At 58.3% G+C, this 15,138-nt stretch carries 13 protein-coding genes and 2 tRNA genes; 8 read left to right on the forward strand and 7 right to left on the reverse strand.

What is annotated here, in order from left to right:
• The first annotated feature begins 12 nt into the window (after positions 1-12).
• The 3 genes from pyrE (at position 13) to ACZ5D1_RS13160 (ending at position 2,622) form a co-directional block, all read left to right on the forward strand.
• Positions 13-573 carry an orotate phosphoribosyltransferase gene (gene pyrE / locus ACZ5D1_RS13150; RefSeq protein ID WP_011368779.1) on the forward strand — a complete coding sequence of 187 codons (561 nt, stop codon included), beginning with the start codon at positions 13-15 and terminating at the stop codon, positions 571-573.
• Positions 574-636: 63 nt separating this feature from the next.
• Positions 637-1,926, forward strand: coding sequence for a L,D-transpeptidase family protein (locus ACZ5D1_RS13155; protein ID WP_464555101.1), 1,290 nt, complete (start codon positions 637-639; stop codon positions 1,924-1,926).
• A complete protein-coding gene (locus ACZ5D1_RS13160) occupies positions 1,927-2,622 on the forward strand; it encodes a hypothetical protein (RefSeq protein WP_011368781.1) in 696 nt (231 codons plus the stop codon). It begins immediately after the preceding gene.
• Between the two features lie 295 nt (positions 2,623-2,917).
• Here the strand turns inward: ACZ5D1_RS13160 and ACZ5D1_RS13165 are convergent, their stop codons facing one another.
• Positions 2,918-3,220 (reverse strand): hypothetical protein, encoded by a 303-nt coding sequence (locus ACZ5D1_RS13165; RefSeq protein WP_011368782.1) that lies wholly within the window; start codon positions 3,218-3,220, stop codon positions 2,918-2,920.
• A 27-nt stretch (positions 3,221-3,247) separates the two neighbouring features.
• Positions 3,248-5,305, reverse strand: a complete 2,058-nt coding sequence (locus ACZ5D1_RS13170) for a ribonucleoside triphosphate reductase (RefSeq protein ID WP_011368783.1) — start codon at positions 5,303-5,305, stop codon at positions 3,248-3,250.
• Between the two features lie 588 nt (positions 5,306-5,893).
• On the opposite strand from ACZ5D1_RS13170, the gene ACZ5D1_RS13175 reads away from it, so the two are divergent.
• The 5 genes from ACZ5D1_RS13175 to ACZ5D1_RS13195 all read left to right on the forward strand — a co-directional run bounded on the left by ACZ5D1_RS13175 (position 5,894) and on the right by ACZ5D1_RS13195 (position 12,920).
• Positions 5,894-6,742, forward strand: a complete 849-nt coding sequence (locus tag ACZ5D1_RS13175; protein WP_011368784.1) for a flagellin N-terminal helical domain-containing protein — start codon at positions 5,894-5,896, stop codon at positions 6,740-6,742.
• Between the two features lie 130 nt (positions 6,743-6,872).
• Positions 6,873-7,865, forward strand: a complete 993-nt coding sequence (locus tag ACZ5D1_RS13180; RefSeq protein ID WP_464555103.1) for a DMT family transporter — start codon at positions 6,873-6,875, stop codon at positions 7,863-7,865.
• 94 nt (positions 7,866-7,959) lie between these two features.
• A complete protein-coding gene (locus ACZ5D1_RS13185; RefSeq protein ID WP_464555105.1) occupies positions 7,960-10,053 on the forward strand; it encodes a methyl-accepting chemotaxis protein in 2,094 nt (697 codons plus the stop codon).
• 290 nt (positions 10,054-10,343) lie between these two features.
• The gene (locus tag ACZ5D1_RS13190; RefSeq protein ID WP_464555106.1) at positions 10,344-11,132 is read left to right on the forward strand and encodes a nitroreductase family protein; all 789 of its coding nucleotides are present in this window, start codon (positions 10,344-10,346) and stop codon (positions 11,130-11,132) included.
• A gap of 147 nt (positions 11,133-11,279) precedes the next feature.
• Positions 11,280-12,920, forward strand: coding sequence for a putative bifunctional diguanylate cyclase/phosphodiesterase (locus ACZ5D1_RS13195; RefSeq protein ID WP_464555108.1), 1,641 nt, complete (start codon positions 11,280-11,282; stop codon positions 12,918-12,920).
• A gap of 63 nt (positions 12,921-12,983) precedes the next feature.
• On the opposite strand, the gene ACZ5D1_RS13200 is transcribed toward ACZ5D1_RS13195, so the two are convergent.
• The 5 genes from ACZ5D1_RS13200 to ACZ5D1_RS13220 form a co-directional block, all read right to left on the reverse strand.
• Positions 12,984-13,793 carry an EFR1 family ferrodoxin gene (locus ACZ5D1_RS13200; protein ID WP_464555110.1) on the reverse strand — a complete coding sequence of 270 codons (810 nt, stop codon included), beginning with the start codon at positions 13,791-13,793 and terminating at the stop codon, positions 12,984-12,986.
• 279 nt (positions 13,794-14,072) lie between these two features.
• Positions 14,073-14,510: a GNAT family N-acetyltransferase gene (locus ACZ5D1_RS13205; protein WP_464555111.1), complete on the reverse strand. Its 438-nt coding sequence runs from the start codon at positions 14,508-14,510 to the stop codon at positions 14,073-14,075.
• A 100-nt stretch (positions 14,511-14,610) separates the two neighbouring features.
• Positions 14,611-14,687: transfer RNA gene (locus ACZ5D1_RS13210), tRNA-Asp, on the reverse strand.
• 5 nt (positions 14,688-14,692) lie between these two features.
• Positions 14,693-14,768, reverse strand: a tRNA-Val gene (locus tag ACZ5D1_RS13215).
• Positions 14,769-14,839: 71 nt separating this feature from the next.
• A complete protein-coding gene (locus tag ACZ5D1_RS13220; protein ID WP_027182416.1) occupies positions 14,840-15,076 on the reverse strand; it encodes a hypothetical protein in 237 nt (78 codons plus the stop codon).
• Between the last annotated feature and the right edge of the window lie 62 nt (positions 15,077-15,138).

Below are 15,138 nucleotides of genomic sequence, written 5' to 3' on the forward strand. Positions count from 1 at the left end.
GGAGAGCAATACATGAACGATCTCAAACGCCGTCTTGCAAAAATACTTGCAGAAAAATCATATAAAGAAGGCGACTTTACACTCGCCTCCGGCAAGAAAAGCGATTATTATTTCGACTGCCGTCAGACCGCCCTGCATGCGGAAGGTTCGTGGCTTATCGGCAACCTGTTCTTTGAAATGATACAGAACATGGACGGTGCCGGTGTGGGCGGCATGACGCTGGGCGCAGACCCGCTGGTCACTGCCGTCACGGTGATATCGCACGAAAAAGGCCGCCCCCTGCCGGGCCTTATTGTACGTAAACAAGCCAAAGGGCACGGCACAGGACAGTACGTGGAAGGACTGGCCAACTTCAGTCAGGGCGACACCGTCATCATGCTTGAAGACGTGGTCACCACCGGCGGTTCGGTGCTTACAGCCATTGAACGCATTGAAGCCGCAGGGCTGAAAGTAGCCGCAGTGTGCTGCGTGCTGGACAGAGAAGAAGGCGGCCGCCAGGCACTGGAAGAAAAGGGCTATGCCCTGCATTCCATTTTTACCCGCAAGCAGCTTGTGGAAGCTGCACGCTCATAACGTTGCAACCGTGCGGAGAGCCCTTTGCGGCTCTCCGCGTACCATTCAGCCACACATACTTATATGACCGGAACACGCAGACCCCTTGCAAGCCTTCTTATTTTTCTGACCTTCTGCATACTGCCCGCAGCGCATGCGCACGCCGGGGGCTGGAATGCCGCCATAGGCGAACTGCCGCACCTTCCTCCGCGTTTTGTCGCCGTGGACAAAAGCAGGCAGACCCTGTTTCTGTACAGGCACAGCAGCCCGCTGGAAGTTTCGGCCACATACACCTGCACCACCGGACAGGCAACCGGAGACAAACAGGTGGAAGGCGACCTGCGCACGCCCGAAGGGGTCTACTTTGTCGAGCACCGCATTGACAAAGGACTGGACTGGGACCTGTACGGCGGCATAGCCTATACTCTCAACTACCCCAACCCGGTGGACGCACTGCGCCGCAAAACAGGCTTCGGCATATGGATACACGGGCGCGGTCACGAGATTACCCCGCGTGAGACGCAGGGCTGCATCGCCCTGAACATGGCCGACATCGAAGTGCTCGGCCCCGGTCTGGAGCGCGGGCTGCCCGTCATTGTGGCACAGGGAGTAAACGCCACCGGCGCACAGCCCGAAGCAGAACGGGACGCCGCCACAGCACGCCTGCTGGCGCAACGTTCGCAGCAGTGGGCCGCCGCATGGCAAGCACGCTCGGATGACTTTTTTGATTTTTACGCACCGGAACAATACACTCTTTCCGGTTCAGGGCGCTTCAATGCCTTCCGGCAGCAGAAAGAACGCCTGTTCCGCCATCTGGACTGGATACAGACCATAGTGCGTGACGTTCAGGCTCTGGAAGGCCCCGGATACTGGGTTACATGGTTCAGACAATATTACCGCGCACCCAACCTGACCACAGAAGGAATCCGCAGACTGTACTGGCTGCAGGACCCGCAGGGTGCCTGGCGTGTGGCCGGCATGGAGTGGCGCCCCGGTGCCGTGGGCATGAAGCAGGAATATATGGACTTTGTCCGCGGCGAGGGCGAAAAATTTGTCAGCCGCTGGCGCACGGCGTGGCTGAACGCCGACATGGAAAAGTATATGGAATGTTATGCCCGTGACGCCGTACAGGGCGGCCGCTCCGGCATTGCCGACATACGCAGCCAGAAAGCCGCACTGTGGTCGCAGAAAAAACCCCGGCTGGTTATTCTTGACGACATCAATGTAAGTCTGCACCATGACGGACTGAAACTGACCATGACACAGCGCTATGCCGACTCGTCTGGCTATAGCGATGAGGGAGTGAAAACGCTCGTCCTCCGCCCCGAAGGGGAATCGTGGCGGATTGTTCGAGAAGACTGGAGACAGGACTAGATGAGCGACAAATACAGTGTGCTCCTGATGAGAGACGATGCGCGGGTGCGGCGTTTCCGCCTAAGCCCTCTGTGGCTGCGCCTTGCCGTTTATTCTCTCATTCTGCTGGCCGCTGCGGCGGCGGGGGGTGGATACGCGGGGTACACTTTCTGGCAGCAGAATTCCGGATTGCAAGCGGAAACAGCCTCGCTTCAGCGCGAAATCAGAGAACTGAACATGAAGCTGGAGCGGCTGCAGAATGTTGAAAAAATACTCAACTCAAACGACCCCGAAGAACTGCAGGCACTGCTGGGCAATGTTACCATTGAACCGGCACAGCCCGCCAAGCCGCCCATTGATCTTTCCGCCCTGCTGCACAAGGTGGATATGCAGGTGGTGAAAGTGGACAATATTTCCGCACGGGCCGGCAACGGCCGCAGTGTGCGCCTGCAGTTTGACCTGAACAATCTGGCCACGGACAGAACCCTGAGCGGTGAAGTCAGCGTGACCCTGCTGGGCAGACAGGGGCAGACACGCCCCGTGCGTGCCGCCAATCCCGAAGATCTCAGCTATTCCATCAGCAGGTACAAAAAAGTCCGCGCCAATCTGACGGTACCTGATTCCATGGCGCTCAATGAAGTTTACGCACTGATCATCAGCATTGATTCAAACGGCAAGACCGTGTTCCGTGATACGGTTCCAGTCAGCGGTACATAGTCAGCCGCGCCGCGGCCCATGCCGCATCAGCACCTATTTCGGCTCCGTAAGTAACGGCGCCTGCGGCCAGACCGCAGGCGCCGTTCTGCTTTCATCCGCGCGGCCTGCAGGCGCAGCGGCACCGGCAGGCCCTGTTCACCCTATGACGTTGCCGGACAAAAAACAGCACCGGTACCGGCCGCCCCCCCGGACACATAAAAAAAGAACGCGTCCGGAAATTTTCCGGACGCGTTCCGTCGTTTTTTTCGCAGCGCAGCCTGTCAGGGCTGCAGCCATGACACACCGGATGCAGGCTTTAATCGTCCGCGGCGGGCCCCAGAGCACCGGAGCGTTCGTCCGCGACCAGCCCGCGGGAGCCGTTCTGGTCTGCGTTGGCGTGCACGGTACGCCCTGCCATATCCTGAATGGCTGCCAGCACCTGCCCTCTGTCCTGCGCAAGCTTTTTCCACTTGCGTTTTTCTTTTTTCAGCGCATCCACGGTCTGCAGCAGGTCACGAATGGTAGCGGCCGGATACCCGTGCGAGGTTCTGGTTCCGCTCCGCAGTTCTTCGTCATTGCGCTGCCGTATGGCTTCAAGCTGACTGGCATTCAGAATCATAACCTGAGTTCCGGAAAGCGGACCGCACTAGTTGCCGCAGCACGGCATCATGTATTCGGCACGTTCTCTGTATTCTTCCTGCTTGCCCTTGTTCCAGCGGCTGACGGGGCGGTAGTAGCCCACAACACGGGTGTACACTTCTGCATCCTGCCCGCAGGTGGGGCAGTTGAAGTGTTCACCGTTCAGGTAGCCGTGGTCCTTGCACACCGAAAACGTCGGAGTGAGCGAGATGTACGGAAGTTTGGTGTTGGTCATGGCCTTTACAAGGAAGTTTTTCACCGACTCCGGCTCGGTCACGGCCTCGCCGAGGAAGGTGTGGAATACCGTACCGCCGTTGTACAGGGTCTGCAACTCGTTCTGGTGGTCCAGCGCGTAGAAAACGTCGGTGGAAATACCCACGGGCAGCAGCGTGGAGTTGGTGTAGTACGGTACGCTTTCACCGGAAGTACGGATATCTTCGTACAGTTCCTTGTCGATTTTTGCCAGACGGTAGCAGGTACCTTCACCCGGAGTGGCTTCAAGATTGTACAGATGGCCTGTCTCTTCCTGAAAACGCAGCACCAGTTCGCGCAGGCGGTCAAGCACGCGGGTCATCAGACGCAGCCCGCCTTCACTTTCAATGCCTTTGCCCAGCAGGTTCAGGCATGCTTCGTGTCCGCCGATGAGGCCGATGGTTGAAAAATGCCCGGCATAGCCGTTTTTCAGATACCGGCGCGAAAACGGGAACATGCCGTTATCAAGGTTCTGCTGGCACATTTTACGCTTGTATTCCAGCGAGTCGCGGGCCATTTCGGCATATTCTGTCACCAGATCAAGGAAATCATCTTCATTGTGAGCAAGATACGCCAGCTTGGGCAGGTTCAGCGTAACCACGCCGATGGAGCCGGTAAGGTCGCCGGAACCGAACAGACCGCCGGTTTTTTTGCGTATTTCGCGCAGGTCCATCTGCAGTCGGCAGCACATGGAGCGCACATCTTCGGGGTTGAGGTCCGAATTGATGAAGTTCTGGAAATACGGCACGCCGTATTTGGCGGTGAGCTGCAAAAGCAGCTGACCGGTTTCGGATTCCCACGGGAAATCCTTGGTCACGTTGTACGTGGGAATGGGGAAGGAGAATATCCGTCCGTCCGCATCGCCTTCCAGCATAACCTCGATGAAGGCGCGGTTGATCATGTCCATTTCCTCGGCGTATTCGCCGTAGGTGGAATCCTGGAAAGCGCCGCCGATGATCACAGGTTCGTTGGCGATATGCGACGGGGGCACCACGTCAAACGTGAAGTTGGTGAACGGGCTTTGTCCGCCCCAGCGCGAGGTGGTGTTCAGGTTGTACACAAGGTTCTGCATGCGCTGCTTGACCTGCTTGTAGGTCAGGCCGTCCTTGCGCACAAACGGGGCAAGGTAGGTATCCACATTGTTGAACGCCTGAGCACCGGCCCACTCGTTCTGCAGCGTGCCCAGAAAGTTGACAATCTGTCCGCATGCCGCATCAAAATGCTGGGCAGGTGCGGAAGAGCAGCGCCCAGCCAGATTGAATCCTTCAAGCAGCAGGTCGCGCAGGCTCCAGCCGGCGCAATACCCGGCAAGACCGAACGACAGGTCATGGATATGGAAATAACCGTGCTGATGCGCCTGCCGGATTTCTTCGGGGTATTTTTCCAGCACATAGCGGGCCTGTACCGAACCTGCCATGTGCAGAATCAGTCCCTGAAACGAATGCCCCATGTTGGAGTTTTCATTCACGCGCCAGTCGCTGCGGTCAAGATAGCTTTCGATCATCTGCGAAATATCAAGATACGCCTGCCCCTGCGAACGCATCTCGCGGCGTTTTTCGCGGTAGATAATGTAACGCTCTGCAACATTGTACAGGCGTGCTTCCATCAGCACCTGCTGTACCATGTCCTGCACGCGTTCCTGTTCGGGCGTGTCTTCGTCGTTCAGTTTTTCCTCAACCTTGCGGGCAAGGCGCTTGGAAAGCAGGGGATCTTTGATGCCGCTGGCTTTGAGAGATTTAAAGATGGCGCCTGCGATGCGGTCTGTGGACCAGGTTTCCAGTCTGCCGTCGCGTTTCAGAATGTGATTGGGCATGAGCAATGACTCTCCGCGCGCAGCACAGCGCATCATCCGGTGCGCGGAACGACCGGATACGCGTTGTACGTCGCTGGTTGTTTGATTCTGCCGTGCCGGACTGCGGCCGGTGAGCGTCGGAAACGCCCGCCGCGTGACACGTAAGGTGCAATTTGCGTCCGCCCGCGGAACAGGCAGGACTATAACCGAGCAGCTTCGTTCAGGCGCGCTGACTGTAGCCCCTGCAGGGACACAGCGGCCGGACCGTACCGGAATTACACCGGTTTGCCTGAAAGGACGCCGATGCGCCCCACGAAGTACCGTGCTGACTCGACAGTACTTAGCAGAACCCTGATGACCGGGCAAGAAGCTCCGGCGGGTTTCAGCACGTCTTTACAACCGCGACATGCCGCAAAGCGTCTAAAGACAGCGCTCCGGCGGCCGATATGACTTTTGCGCATAGTGCACGCCGCCGGCCCGCAGGACACGAGGTCAGACGCGCATGCGTTTGTGCCCGACCGGGGCGAATTCCGTCAGTCCCCCGCGCCCGGCCCGCAGCATCAGAAAGTATTGCCTGCCGGTATGTTCCGGCACAAAGGAGCAATTTTCATGACCTACACCACAGACTCGCGCAGGCTTATCTTTGACCTGTCCATGAACCTGCTGCAGCAGGATATGCTGACCAGCAGGCTGTTCATGGGCGGCAGCGTAGGTAAATCGCTGCGTGATCTGGTGCTGGCCGAATCCGGTTCGCTCAGACTAACCGATCCTGCGGCACAGGCTCTTTCCGGCAAGCTGCGCAGCGATTCCGGCATGCTCCGGCAGGCTTCCGCCAATGTTTCAGAAGCCGCTTCCGTCACCGCCATGGCGCAAAGCGCCGCGGGCACCATCCGCAGCAGTCTTGAACGCATGCAGGAACTGGCCGAAGGCGTGGCGGACGGCTCTCTGGGCGTTTCCGCCGCGCAGGCTGAGTATCAGTCACTTATCGACACCATCGAAGGCACGGTGGACAGCGCATCCTACAACGGATTCAACCTGCTCAGCGCCGGCGGCTGGGGGGCGGATGAAAGAATAACCCTCAACGGTGCGGCAGGCACGGCGGGCACCACAGGCACCATTCACATTCAGGCAGGCACGGGCGGTTTCGGGCTTGTGCTGCACGACCTTTCCTATCTCAAAGGTGTGTTCGACACGGCGGACATTCAGGATGCCGCAGCGGCAACCACCGCGGCCACCGCCATCAGCGGTCATGTTTCGGATGTGCAGGGCATTGAAACCATGCTGGAAAAACGCGGCGAAGGACTGACGGCACAGTCGGAAGCGCTTGCTTCGCAGGCTGAAATTCTGCAGACAGCTGCAGCCACGCGGGAAGCGACCGATGATAAACGCTCCGTGGAAGAACTGCTGCTGGACTACGTTCTGACCAATGTAGGTAAAATTGTAGACACGGACACCTGAGAGCATCCGCCGTGCAGCACACGTCCTCCGGTGTCTGCACATCTGATCCGCCGCCGTGCGCGGGCTGCTTGCCTTCGGACGGGACCCGCCATATAGTCGCCGGTCCACATTTCCCACACAGGAGCCCGCCGTGCCTCAGTCCCGTTCCGCAGCCGCCGCCCCGTTCGCCCTCTTCATTGCCGTCACCCTGTGGGGCAGTTCGTTTGTCGCCACCAAAATCGGCTTACGACAACTGGAACCGCTGTCCATTGTCTGGCTGCGCCAGCTTGTGGCCACACTTGCCATACTGCCCTTCTGGCTGCCCGCATGGCTGCGCCACCGCCATGCGGCCACAGTGCGCCGCAGCGATACGGGCCTTCTGCTGCTTTTAGCTTTTTTTCAGCCCTGCCTCTATTTTGTGTGCGAAAGCTACGCGCTGCAGCTTACCACGGCGTCGCAGGCCGGTGTTGTTTCCGCCATGATGCCGCTCATGGTGGCCGTGGTGGCCGGCGCCATGCTGGGAGAACAGGTCACACGCCGCATGTGGGGCGGCTTTGCCCTGTCTGTGACAGGCGTTGTCTGGCTTACGCTGGCCAGTGCGCCCGAAGAATCCGCGCCCTCGCCCATGCTGGGCAACATGCTGGAACTGGCCGCCATGGCGTGCGGTGTGGGGTATACCATTGCCTGCCGCAAGCTGGGCAGTACATTTTCTCCCGTCATTATCACCGGTGTTCAGATTCTGGCGGGTTTTCTGTTTTTTCTGCCGGGCGCGTTCATGCTGCCCGCAGGGTTCACCTCCATGGCGGCACAGGCACTGACCACCCCCGGCAGCGATGCCGCCATCTCGCTGTTCGCCGTGGGCTATCTGGGGCTGTTTGTCACTCTGGGGGCCTTTGCCCTGTACAACTTCGGTGTAAGCGCGCTCTCCGCCAGCAAGGCCTCGGCGTGGATCAATCTGGTGCCGGTTGTTTCCATAGTACTCGGGCACCTTGTGCTGGGCGAAACCTTCAGCCCGTATCAGGCAGGCGGAGCCCTGCTGGTGCTGGGCGGGCTGTACCTGTGCCAGCGGGCACCTGCGCCCCCCCGCCACGGCATCATGCAGGTGCAGAAACCGCAACGTGCCGGAGCCTTAGAAAAAGAATAACCTCAGGCCTCTTCCACCGCTTCGCCGCTTGTATTATGGTAGCGTTTAATAGCACTGCTACACACTGTGCCATCAATACAACAAAGGGGGAGCCATGTTTGCTTCAATCAAAGCCAGAGTGGTACTGGGCCTGCTGTTTTCCATTGCCGTGGCCATCAGCGGCGTTTCCACCATTGTCTACTTCAACGTGAACTCCCTTTCGCAGCAAGCGTTCAGAGAGTCATCAGCCAGTCAGCTCAACCGCATCGACGACTTTATGAGCACCTTTGTCAACGATGCCAAATACACGGCCGCGTTTCTGGCTTCGCGGCCCGAAATGCTGAATGCACAGGGCAAACTGACCGTTTTTGCCGGCAGAACACAGCCGTCCAAAATCACGCGTGACATTCTGGCAACTGAAACCGAACGTGCAATTTTCGACCTGTTCGGCGGCGTCATAACCGCCAACCCCAACTACGACTTCGCCTTCATGGGCTCAAGCGACTCCGGCTTTGTGCAGTTTCCCGAAGATACCATGCCCGCGGGCTACGACCCCACCAAACGACCATGGTACCGTGAAATGCTCGCATCCGATGCAGACACCTCGCTGAGCAAGGCATATCTTTCCACAACGGGCAAACCCGTAGGTTCCATCACCGCCAAAATACGCACCAACGGACGTGTCAGCGGGGTTGTGGGCATAGACATCAACCTGTCCACCCTGACCAACGTCACCTCATCCATCACCACCGGCAAGACAGGGTATGTCATGCTGATAGAAGACGGCGGAGTCATTCTGTCCGATCCGGCACAGCCTGCCCGGTCGTTTAAAAACATTTCGGAACTGAACAATGCCGCGCTGGACACACTGGTCAAACTGGAAAACGGCACAGTGGACATAATGCTGGACGGAGTGCGCAAACTGGCAACGGTGCACCGCGCCGACAGTCTGGGCTGGAAGCTGGTACTTATTCAGGATGAAGCGGAAGTGTTTCAGGCCACGCGGGACACGCTGACCAACGTGATACTGCTCAGTCTGGGGCTGGCCGTCCTGCTGCTGGCGGTGGCATGGCTGCTGGGACGTTCCATCGCGCGTCCCATAGGTCTGCTGGCCGATTCCGCGCAGGTTGTGGCCCGCGGCGAATACGATAAAATGCCGGATGCCCGTCACTTCAGCGGCGAACTGGCAACACTGCACCAGAGCATGACCACCATGGTCACAGAACTGGCAAAAACCATCAAGGAAGCCCGCAGCAAAACCGTGGAAGCTGAAGAGCAGACTCTGAAAGCGGAAAAAGCCCTTGAAGAGGCAAGACATGCCCGCGAACAGGCCGATCAGGCCACGCGTCAGGGTATGCTTGCAGCGGCCGGACAGCTGGAATCCATCGTGCTGCAGATTAACAATGCCTCTCAGGAGCTTTCGGGCCAGATAGCGCAGGCCAGCGACAACGCGGGGCTGCAGCGCGAACGCACGGCAGAGGCAGCCACAGCCATGGAGCAGATCAACGCCACGGTGCTTGAAGTGGCCAGCAACGCATCGCGCGCTGCCGAAAGCGCCGAAACAGCCAAACAGCAGGCCGACAACGGCGGACGCATAGTGCACGACGTTGTTTCCAGCATCAATCAGGTGGACGGCGTCACCCGCGACCTGCAGACAACGCTGGACAGTCTGGGCAAACAGGCACAGGACATCGGACAGATAATGAACGTAATCACCGATATTGCCGACCAGACCAACCTGCTGGCACTGAACGCTGCCATTGAAGCGGCGCGGGCCGGTGACGCCGGACGCGGCTTTGCCGTTGTGGCCGACGAGGTGCGTAAACTGGCAGAAAAAACCATGCATGCCACCAAAGAAGTGGGCAGCGCCGTCACTGCCATCCAGCAGGCCACCAAAGTCAACATCGAGGGCATGGGCAATGTGACCCAGCTGGTGGGCAGGTGTACCGATCAGGCGTCCGAAGCCGGCAAGTCGCTGGCCAGCATTGTGGATATAGTGGACCACACGGCGGATCAGGTGCGTAATATCGCCACTGCCAGCGAAGAACAGTCCGCGGCTTCGGAAGAAATCACGCGCAGCACTGAAGAGGTTAACCGCATTGCCGGTGATGTTGCCGAAATCATGAACGATTCCAACACGGCAGTGAATGATCTGGCCCGGCTGGCAGACGAACTGCAGGGCCTGATCGAAAAGCTGAAATCCGCATAACCGCCGTACAGACTCTGCACGCAAAAAAACGGACGGACCGGCATGCCGGTCCGTCTTTTTTTCTACAGTTGCCACAGCAGCGCAACATATTGCTTTAATGAAATAAAGATAGACACCTGCAGGTGCCTGCCTTGCCCGGATACACTGTAGTGCTACAGTGCCGTTGCCGCCGGCCACGGCACCGGATGAAAGCGGAAAACTCCGTTCCGGTTCCATTCGGGCCCATATCCGGATCGTAACCGACCGGTCACTTTCTTTTTTAACCCCCTGTCACCGGCGGCGGAGGAACAATGCCGACAATAACGATTGATCAGGAAAAATGCAGCGCAGACGGCCTGTGTATGGCCGAATGTCCCTTTCTGCTGCTTACCCCGCGTGAAGACGGCGTGCCCCAGCTGGTAAAAGGCGCGGAAAACATGTGTGTGAACTGCGGGCACTGCATGGCTGTCTGTCCGGCCGGCGCCATAAGCGTAGGCGGTGCCGACAGTGCTGACTTTCCCCGTACGGATGCCGGACTGGCCGTGACCATCCCGCAGGCCATGCAGCTTTTCCGCGGACGCAGATCTGTACGGGTCTTCAGAAAAGACCCTGTTTCGCACGCGGACATAGAAACGCTTATCGACATGACCCGCTGGGCACCCACTGCGCGCAATCTGCAGCCTGTGCACTGGATGGTGGCGGAACAGCCGCATGTAAACCGGCTGGCGGAACTGGTCATTGAGTGGATGCGCCGCAACGGTACACTGCCCGAAATTGTGGAAGCATTTGAAAACGGCCGCGACATGATACACCGCAACGCCCCGTGTCTGCTCATTGCCCATGCGCATGAAGCGTCGCTTTCTCCGCAGGTCGACTGCGCCATTGCTCTGGCATCGGTGGAAGTTGCCTGCCAGCCCATGGGACTTGGCGCATGCTGGGCAGGGTTTTTCATGCGCGCGGCAAAATTCTATCAGCCCATTAATGAATACCTGAAGCTGCCGGAAGGCCACCATGTATACGGCGCCCTTATGCTGGGCACGCCCGCTCACAGGCTGCGGCGTATTCCGCCCAGAGCCGCGGCTTCCGTCACGTGGCGCTGAATTGTGTCATCCACGCATACAACAGGGAGAGGACTGCCTCTCCTTTTTTTATGTCTGCGCCACTGTTCCGGAGCCCGTGACATCCATGTGACAACAGCCGGTGAACTCTGTATAGTGCGGCAAAACAGGATAGCTGCCACCCCGCTCATGAACTCATTACAACACTTTCTTCTTACCCCGTTCTCGGCATCTGTAGGCTGCGGCCTGCTGCTGCTCACATTCAGCGCACTGCGGTACCTCAAACTGCTCAGGGAAGTCCGGCGGCATCCGGTGTCACTGCACCGCTGCGGAACCACACAGTTTATCACGCTGGTGGGCTTCATCGCCATGTTCATGGTGCTGTATCTGCTGATGCTTACAAACAGCGGCCCGCATATTCCGCAGGACATCTCCGCCATATCCGGAACCATACTTTTTCTCGGAGCCGTCTTTGTATTCATTACGGCACAGGTGACTTCCACAGGGCTGCATACCGCCCTTTCCGCCAATGCCTCGCTGCAGCATCAGGCCGTGCACGACTACCTGACGGGGCTGCCCAACCGCCGGCTCATCATGGAACTGCTCGGCGAAGCCATGCAGACCTCTCCTGCCGGATATGCACTGGTGTTTGTGGATATCATGAACTTTAAACGGGTTAACATCAGCTTTGCTCATTATGTGGGCGATCAGATTCTGGAGCAGGTCGGGCAGCGACTTCAGGCGTCCATGAAACCCGGCGATGTGGCAGCCCGTCTCGGCGGTGACGACTTTGCCATCCTGCTGCGCACAGGCAGCCCGCGCGAAGCTGTTCAGCGCACACAGGCAGTCAAGGCGGCGCTGAAACAACCGTATTTTTCCGGCGATATCCAGTTTTCGCTGGATTGCGGTTTCGGCCTGTATATGGGAACCGCGCAGGATACCAGACCCGAGCATGTGATTGCCAAAGCCAACACGGCCATGATGCGTGCCAAGCAACGCGGCAGAAACCGCATTGCCGTATTCAGCCGCTCCATGCAGGACAAAGCCCAGCTCACCATCCATTTTGAAAACCAGTTCCGCCGCAGTCTGCGCAACGGAGACTTCTTTCTTGTCTTTCAGCCGCAGTACGCCCTTACCCCTCAGCCGGAACTGATAGGCTTTGAAACGCTTGTCCGCTGGAACCACCCCGAAAGGGGAATAGTGAGTCCTGCCGAATTTGTGCCCATGGCGGAAACCACCGGGCTTATTCTGCACCTTGACCGCTATGTGCTGCGCGAAGCCTGCCGCATATGGGGAGAAATGCGCGCCAGTCTTCCCGCGTGCCGCGCGCTGCATTTTTCCGTCAACCTGAGCGCCTCGCACATGGACCGCCCGACCTTTATCCGCAAGCTGGAAAAAACACTGGCGGCCTTTGAGATGCCGCACGAATCCATCATTCTGGAACTAACTGAATCCGCCCTGATGAGCAATCCGGAAACCGCCGCCCGCAAAATGCAATATCTGCGCAGCATCGGCCTGCATGTGGCGCTGGACGATTTCGGCACAGGATATTCTTCGCTGGCTTATCTGACACGTTTTCCCTGCTACTGCCTGAAAATTGATAAAAGTTTTGTGGACAACATAACCACCGATGAAAACTCCGTGCGTGTGGTGCGGGCCATCATCCATCTGGCACACGGTCTGGGTATGGTGGCTCTGGCCGAAGGCGTGGAAACACCTGAACAGCTGGCGCAACTGCAGGATATGGGCTGTGATCAGGTTCAGGGCTATCTGCTGGGCAAGCCTATGCCGCAGGCGGCCCTGCGGGATGTCATAGCCCGCAACTGCTGACCTGCGCGCGGCAGCAAGCTGCCGGCAGAGCCCGCGACGGGCGCCTGCGGCTTACGGCCCCGTTCATCCGCGGGCAAAAAAGAACTCCGGCTCCTTGCGCGCACTGCATGTGTCTGCAAGGCGACGGGCCAGATCCTTCATAACCCCCTCCTTCATATACCTGGCCTGCTCAGGGCAGCACCTGATGCAGGCACAGCAGAAAATACACAGGTTCATATCCATCACGGGGCCACCGGCCATCTCAATGGCCTCCACAGGACAGGCGGCAGCACATACACCGCATTCCGTGCAGGTTTCATCCACACCTATAAACTCCGGCACACTGCGCCCCGGCATTTCAATGTAGGGACGGTTACCCGGCACCGCCACCCCGCCGGCTCCCGCTGCAGAACCGCAGTCCGAAAGCAACCGGCCCACCTGTTCTCCGAATTCTTCCGCGCGCCTGCAGTCCTCTGCATCCGGACGTCCCGCCGCCACAGGGGTATCCGCCGCGGAATACGAATGCTCACCTACGAACGCCGCACAAGCCACAACCACACCGCCCCGTGCGCTGACCAGATCTTTCAGTTCCAGCAGGGCATCGTCATAGGCTCTGTTGCCGTATACCGCCACACAGACCGCAGGTGTCCCGTCCAGCAGCATTGTATCCAGCCAGTCACGCAGCAGGCCGGGCACTCTGCCGCGATATACCGGCACTGCCAGTATCAGCAACTCGTCACCGGCACAGAACACTTTTTGCCCGCGGGTCTGCGGCAAGGTCAGATCAGTCAGTTGCAGCTCGCCGGCAGCCGCCGCCCTGCCGATGCATTCGGCAATGCGCCGCGTGGTTCCGGTGGGAGAAAAAAAGACAGCCTTAACACTTCTAACCTTCATCGATGTTATCTCCTTTGTGCTCTGTGTACACCCATCACACCGGAACAGCCACCCCGGACACCCGAGGCAACACACGGAACAGATATCCGCCTGCCGCAGCACTGCCGGTCCCGACGGCACGGCCCGCGGCCGCATGGCCGCCGGAGCGTGCAGGAAGGCCATGCGCCCGGCTGAAAACAAAAAAGCAATACAGCCGCCCCTGCTGTCGCAAAAAGCAGGGGCGGCTGTATTGCGCGCAAAAAACCATATGCGGCGGCAAACACTAGCGGTGCGGTCAGGTCATTTCCGCAGCTCCATATGCAGAAGGGGAAAAGGCTGCCCCTGCCCGTCCACAGAAGAACGCCGCACAACCGTAAAGCCCATATATTCGTAAAACCCCGCAGCTGAAGGATTTTGTTCGTTGACATCGACCCTGACGGAACCGAGCTCTGCAACGGCAAAATTCACCAGCAGCTTTCCCAGCCCCCTGCCGCGGCTTTCAGGAGCAAGAAAAAGCATCTCGATATTCTGTTCCGCCACGCCCAGAAAGCCATGAATCCTGCCGGTCTCATCCTTTGCGCAGTATAAATCCACAGCAGGCAGATACTCCTTCAAAATCAGCGGTTTGAAAAACTGAATATTGTCTTCGGTCAAAAAGTCATGGGTAGCCCGTACCGAGGCCTCCCAGACCGCGAGTATTTCCGGATAATCTTCCTGTGCGGCGGCAACTATGTTCATTACAACTCCAGCGTGATTGGTGGCCGGTCCCTGTAACGCGTAGCAGACAACCGGAAAACAAAAAAGCCCTGACACATATGTATCAGGGCTTTGCTTGCAGTGGCGGAGCGGACGGGACTCGAACCCGCGGCCTCCGGCGTGACAGGCCGGCGTTATAACCGACTTAACTACCGCTCCGCATGTGGTGGACGGTACAGGACTTGAACCTGTGGCCCCTGCCGTGTGAAGGCAGTGCTCTACCAGCTGAGCTAACCGTCCGCGAGAAAGAGCTTCTACACGGACCCCACCCCGCTGTCAATCAACTTTTTCATTTTTTTCTTCAAAAGCCGTCAGCGCTTGGGGTCCTTGGTGCCGGCATAGGTAAAGCTACCCTTTACCATGCTATAATAACTGCCTTTATCAATGCCGACAGGCTTTCCGCACAGGCACCGGATTTTACCGTCGCGTACTTCAAAATCAAATTCTCTGGTGATCCTGTCCTTGTGACAGCGCAACACTTCACCGGGGCCGAGTTTCAGATACTTCCACAATTTACGGCGGCAGGCCGCACATTTCACAGTCAGCATGCGGCAAGCATACGCAAGGCTGAGCGTACAGGCAACAAGGACACCGCAATTGCCCCGCGGGC

The sequence above is a fragment of the Oleidesulfovibrio vietnamensis genome, assembly GCF_055388115.1.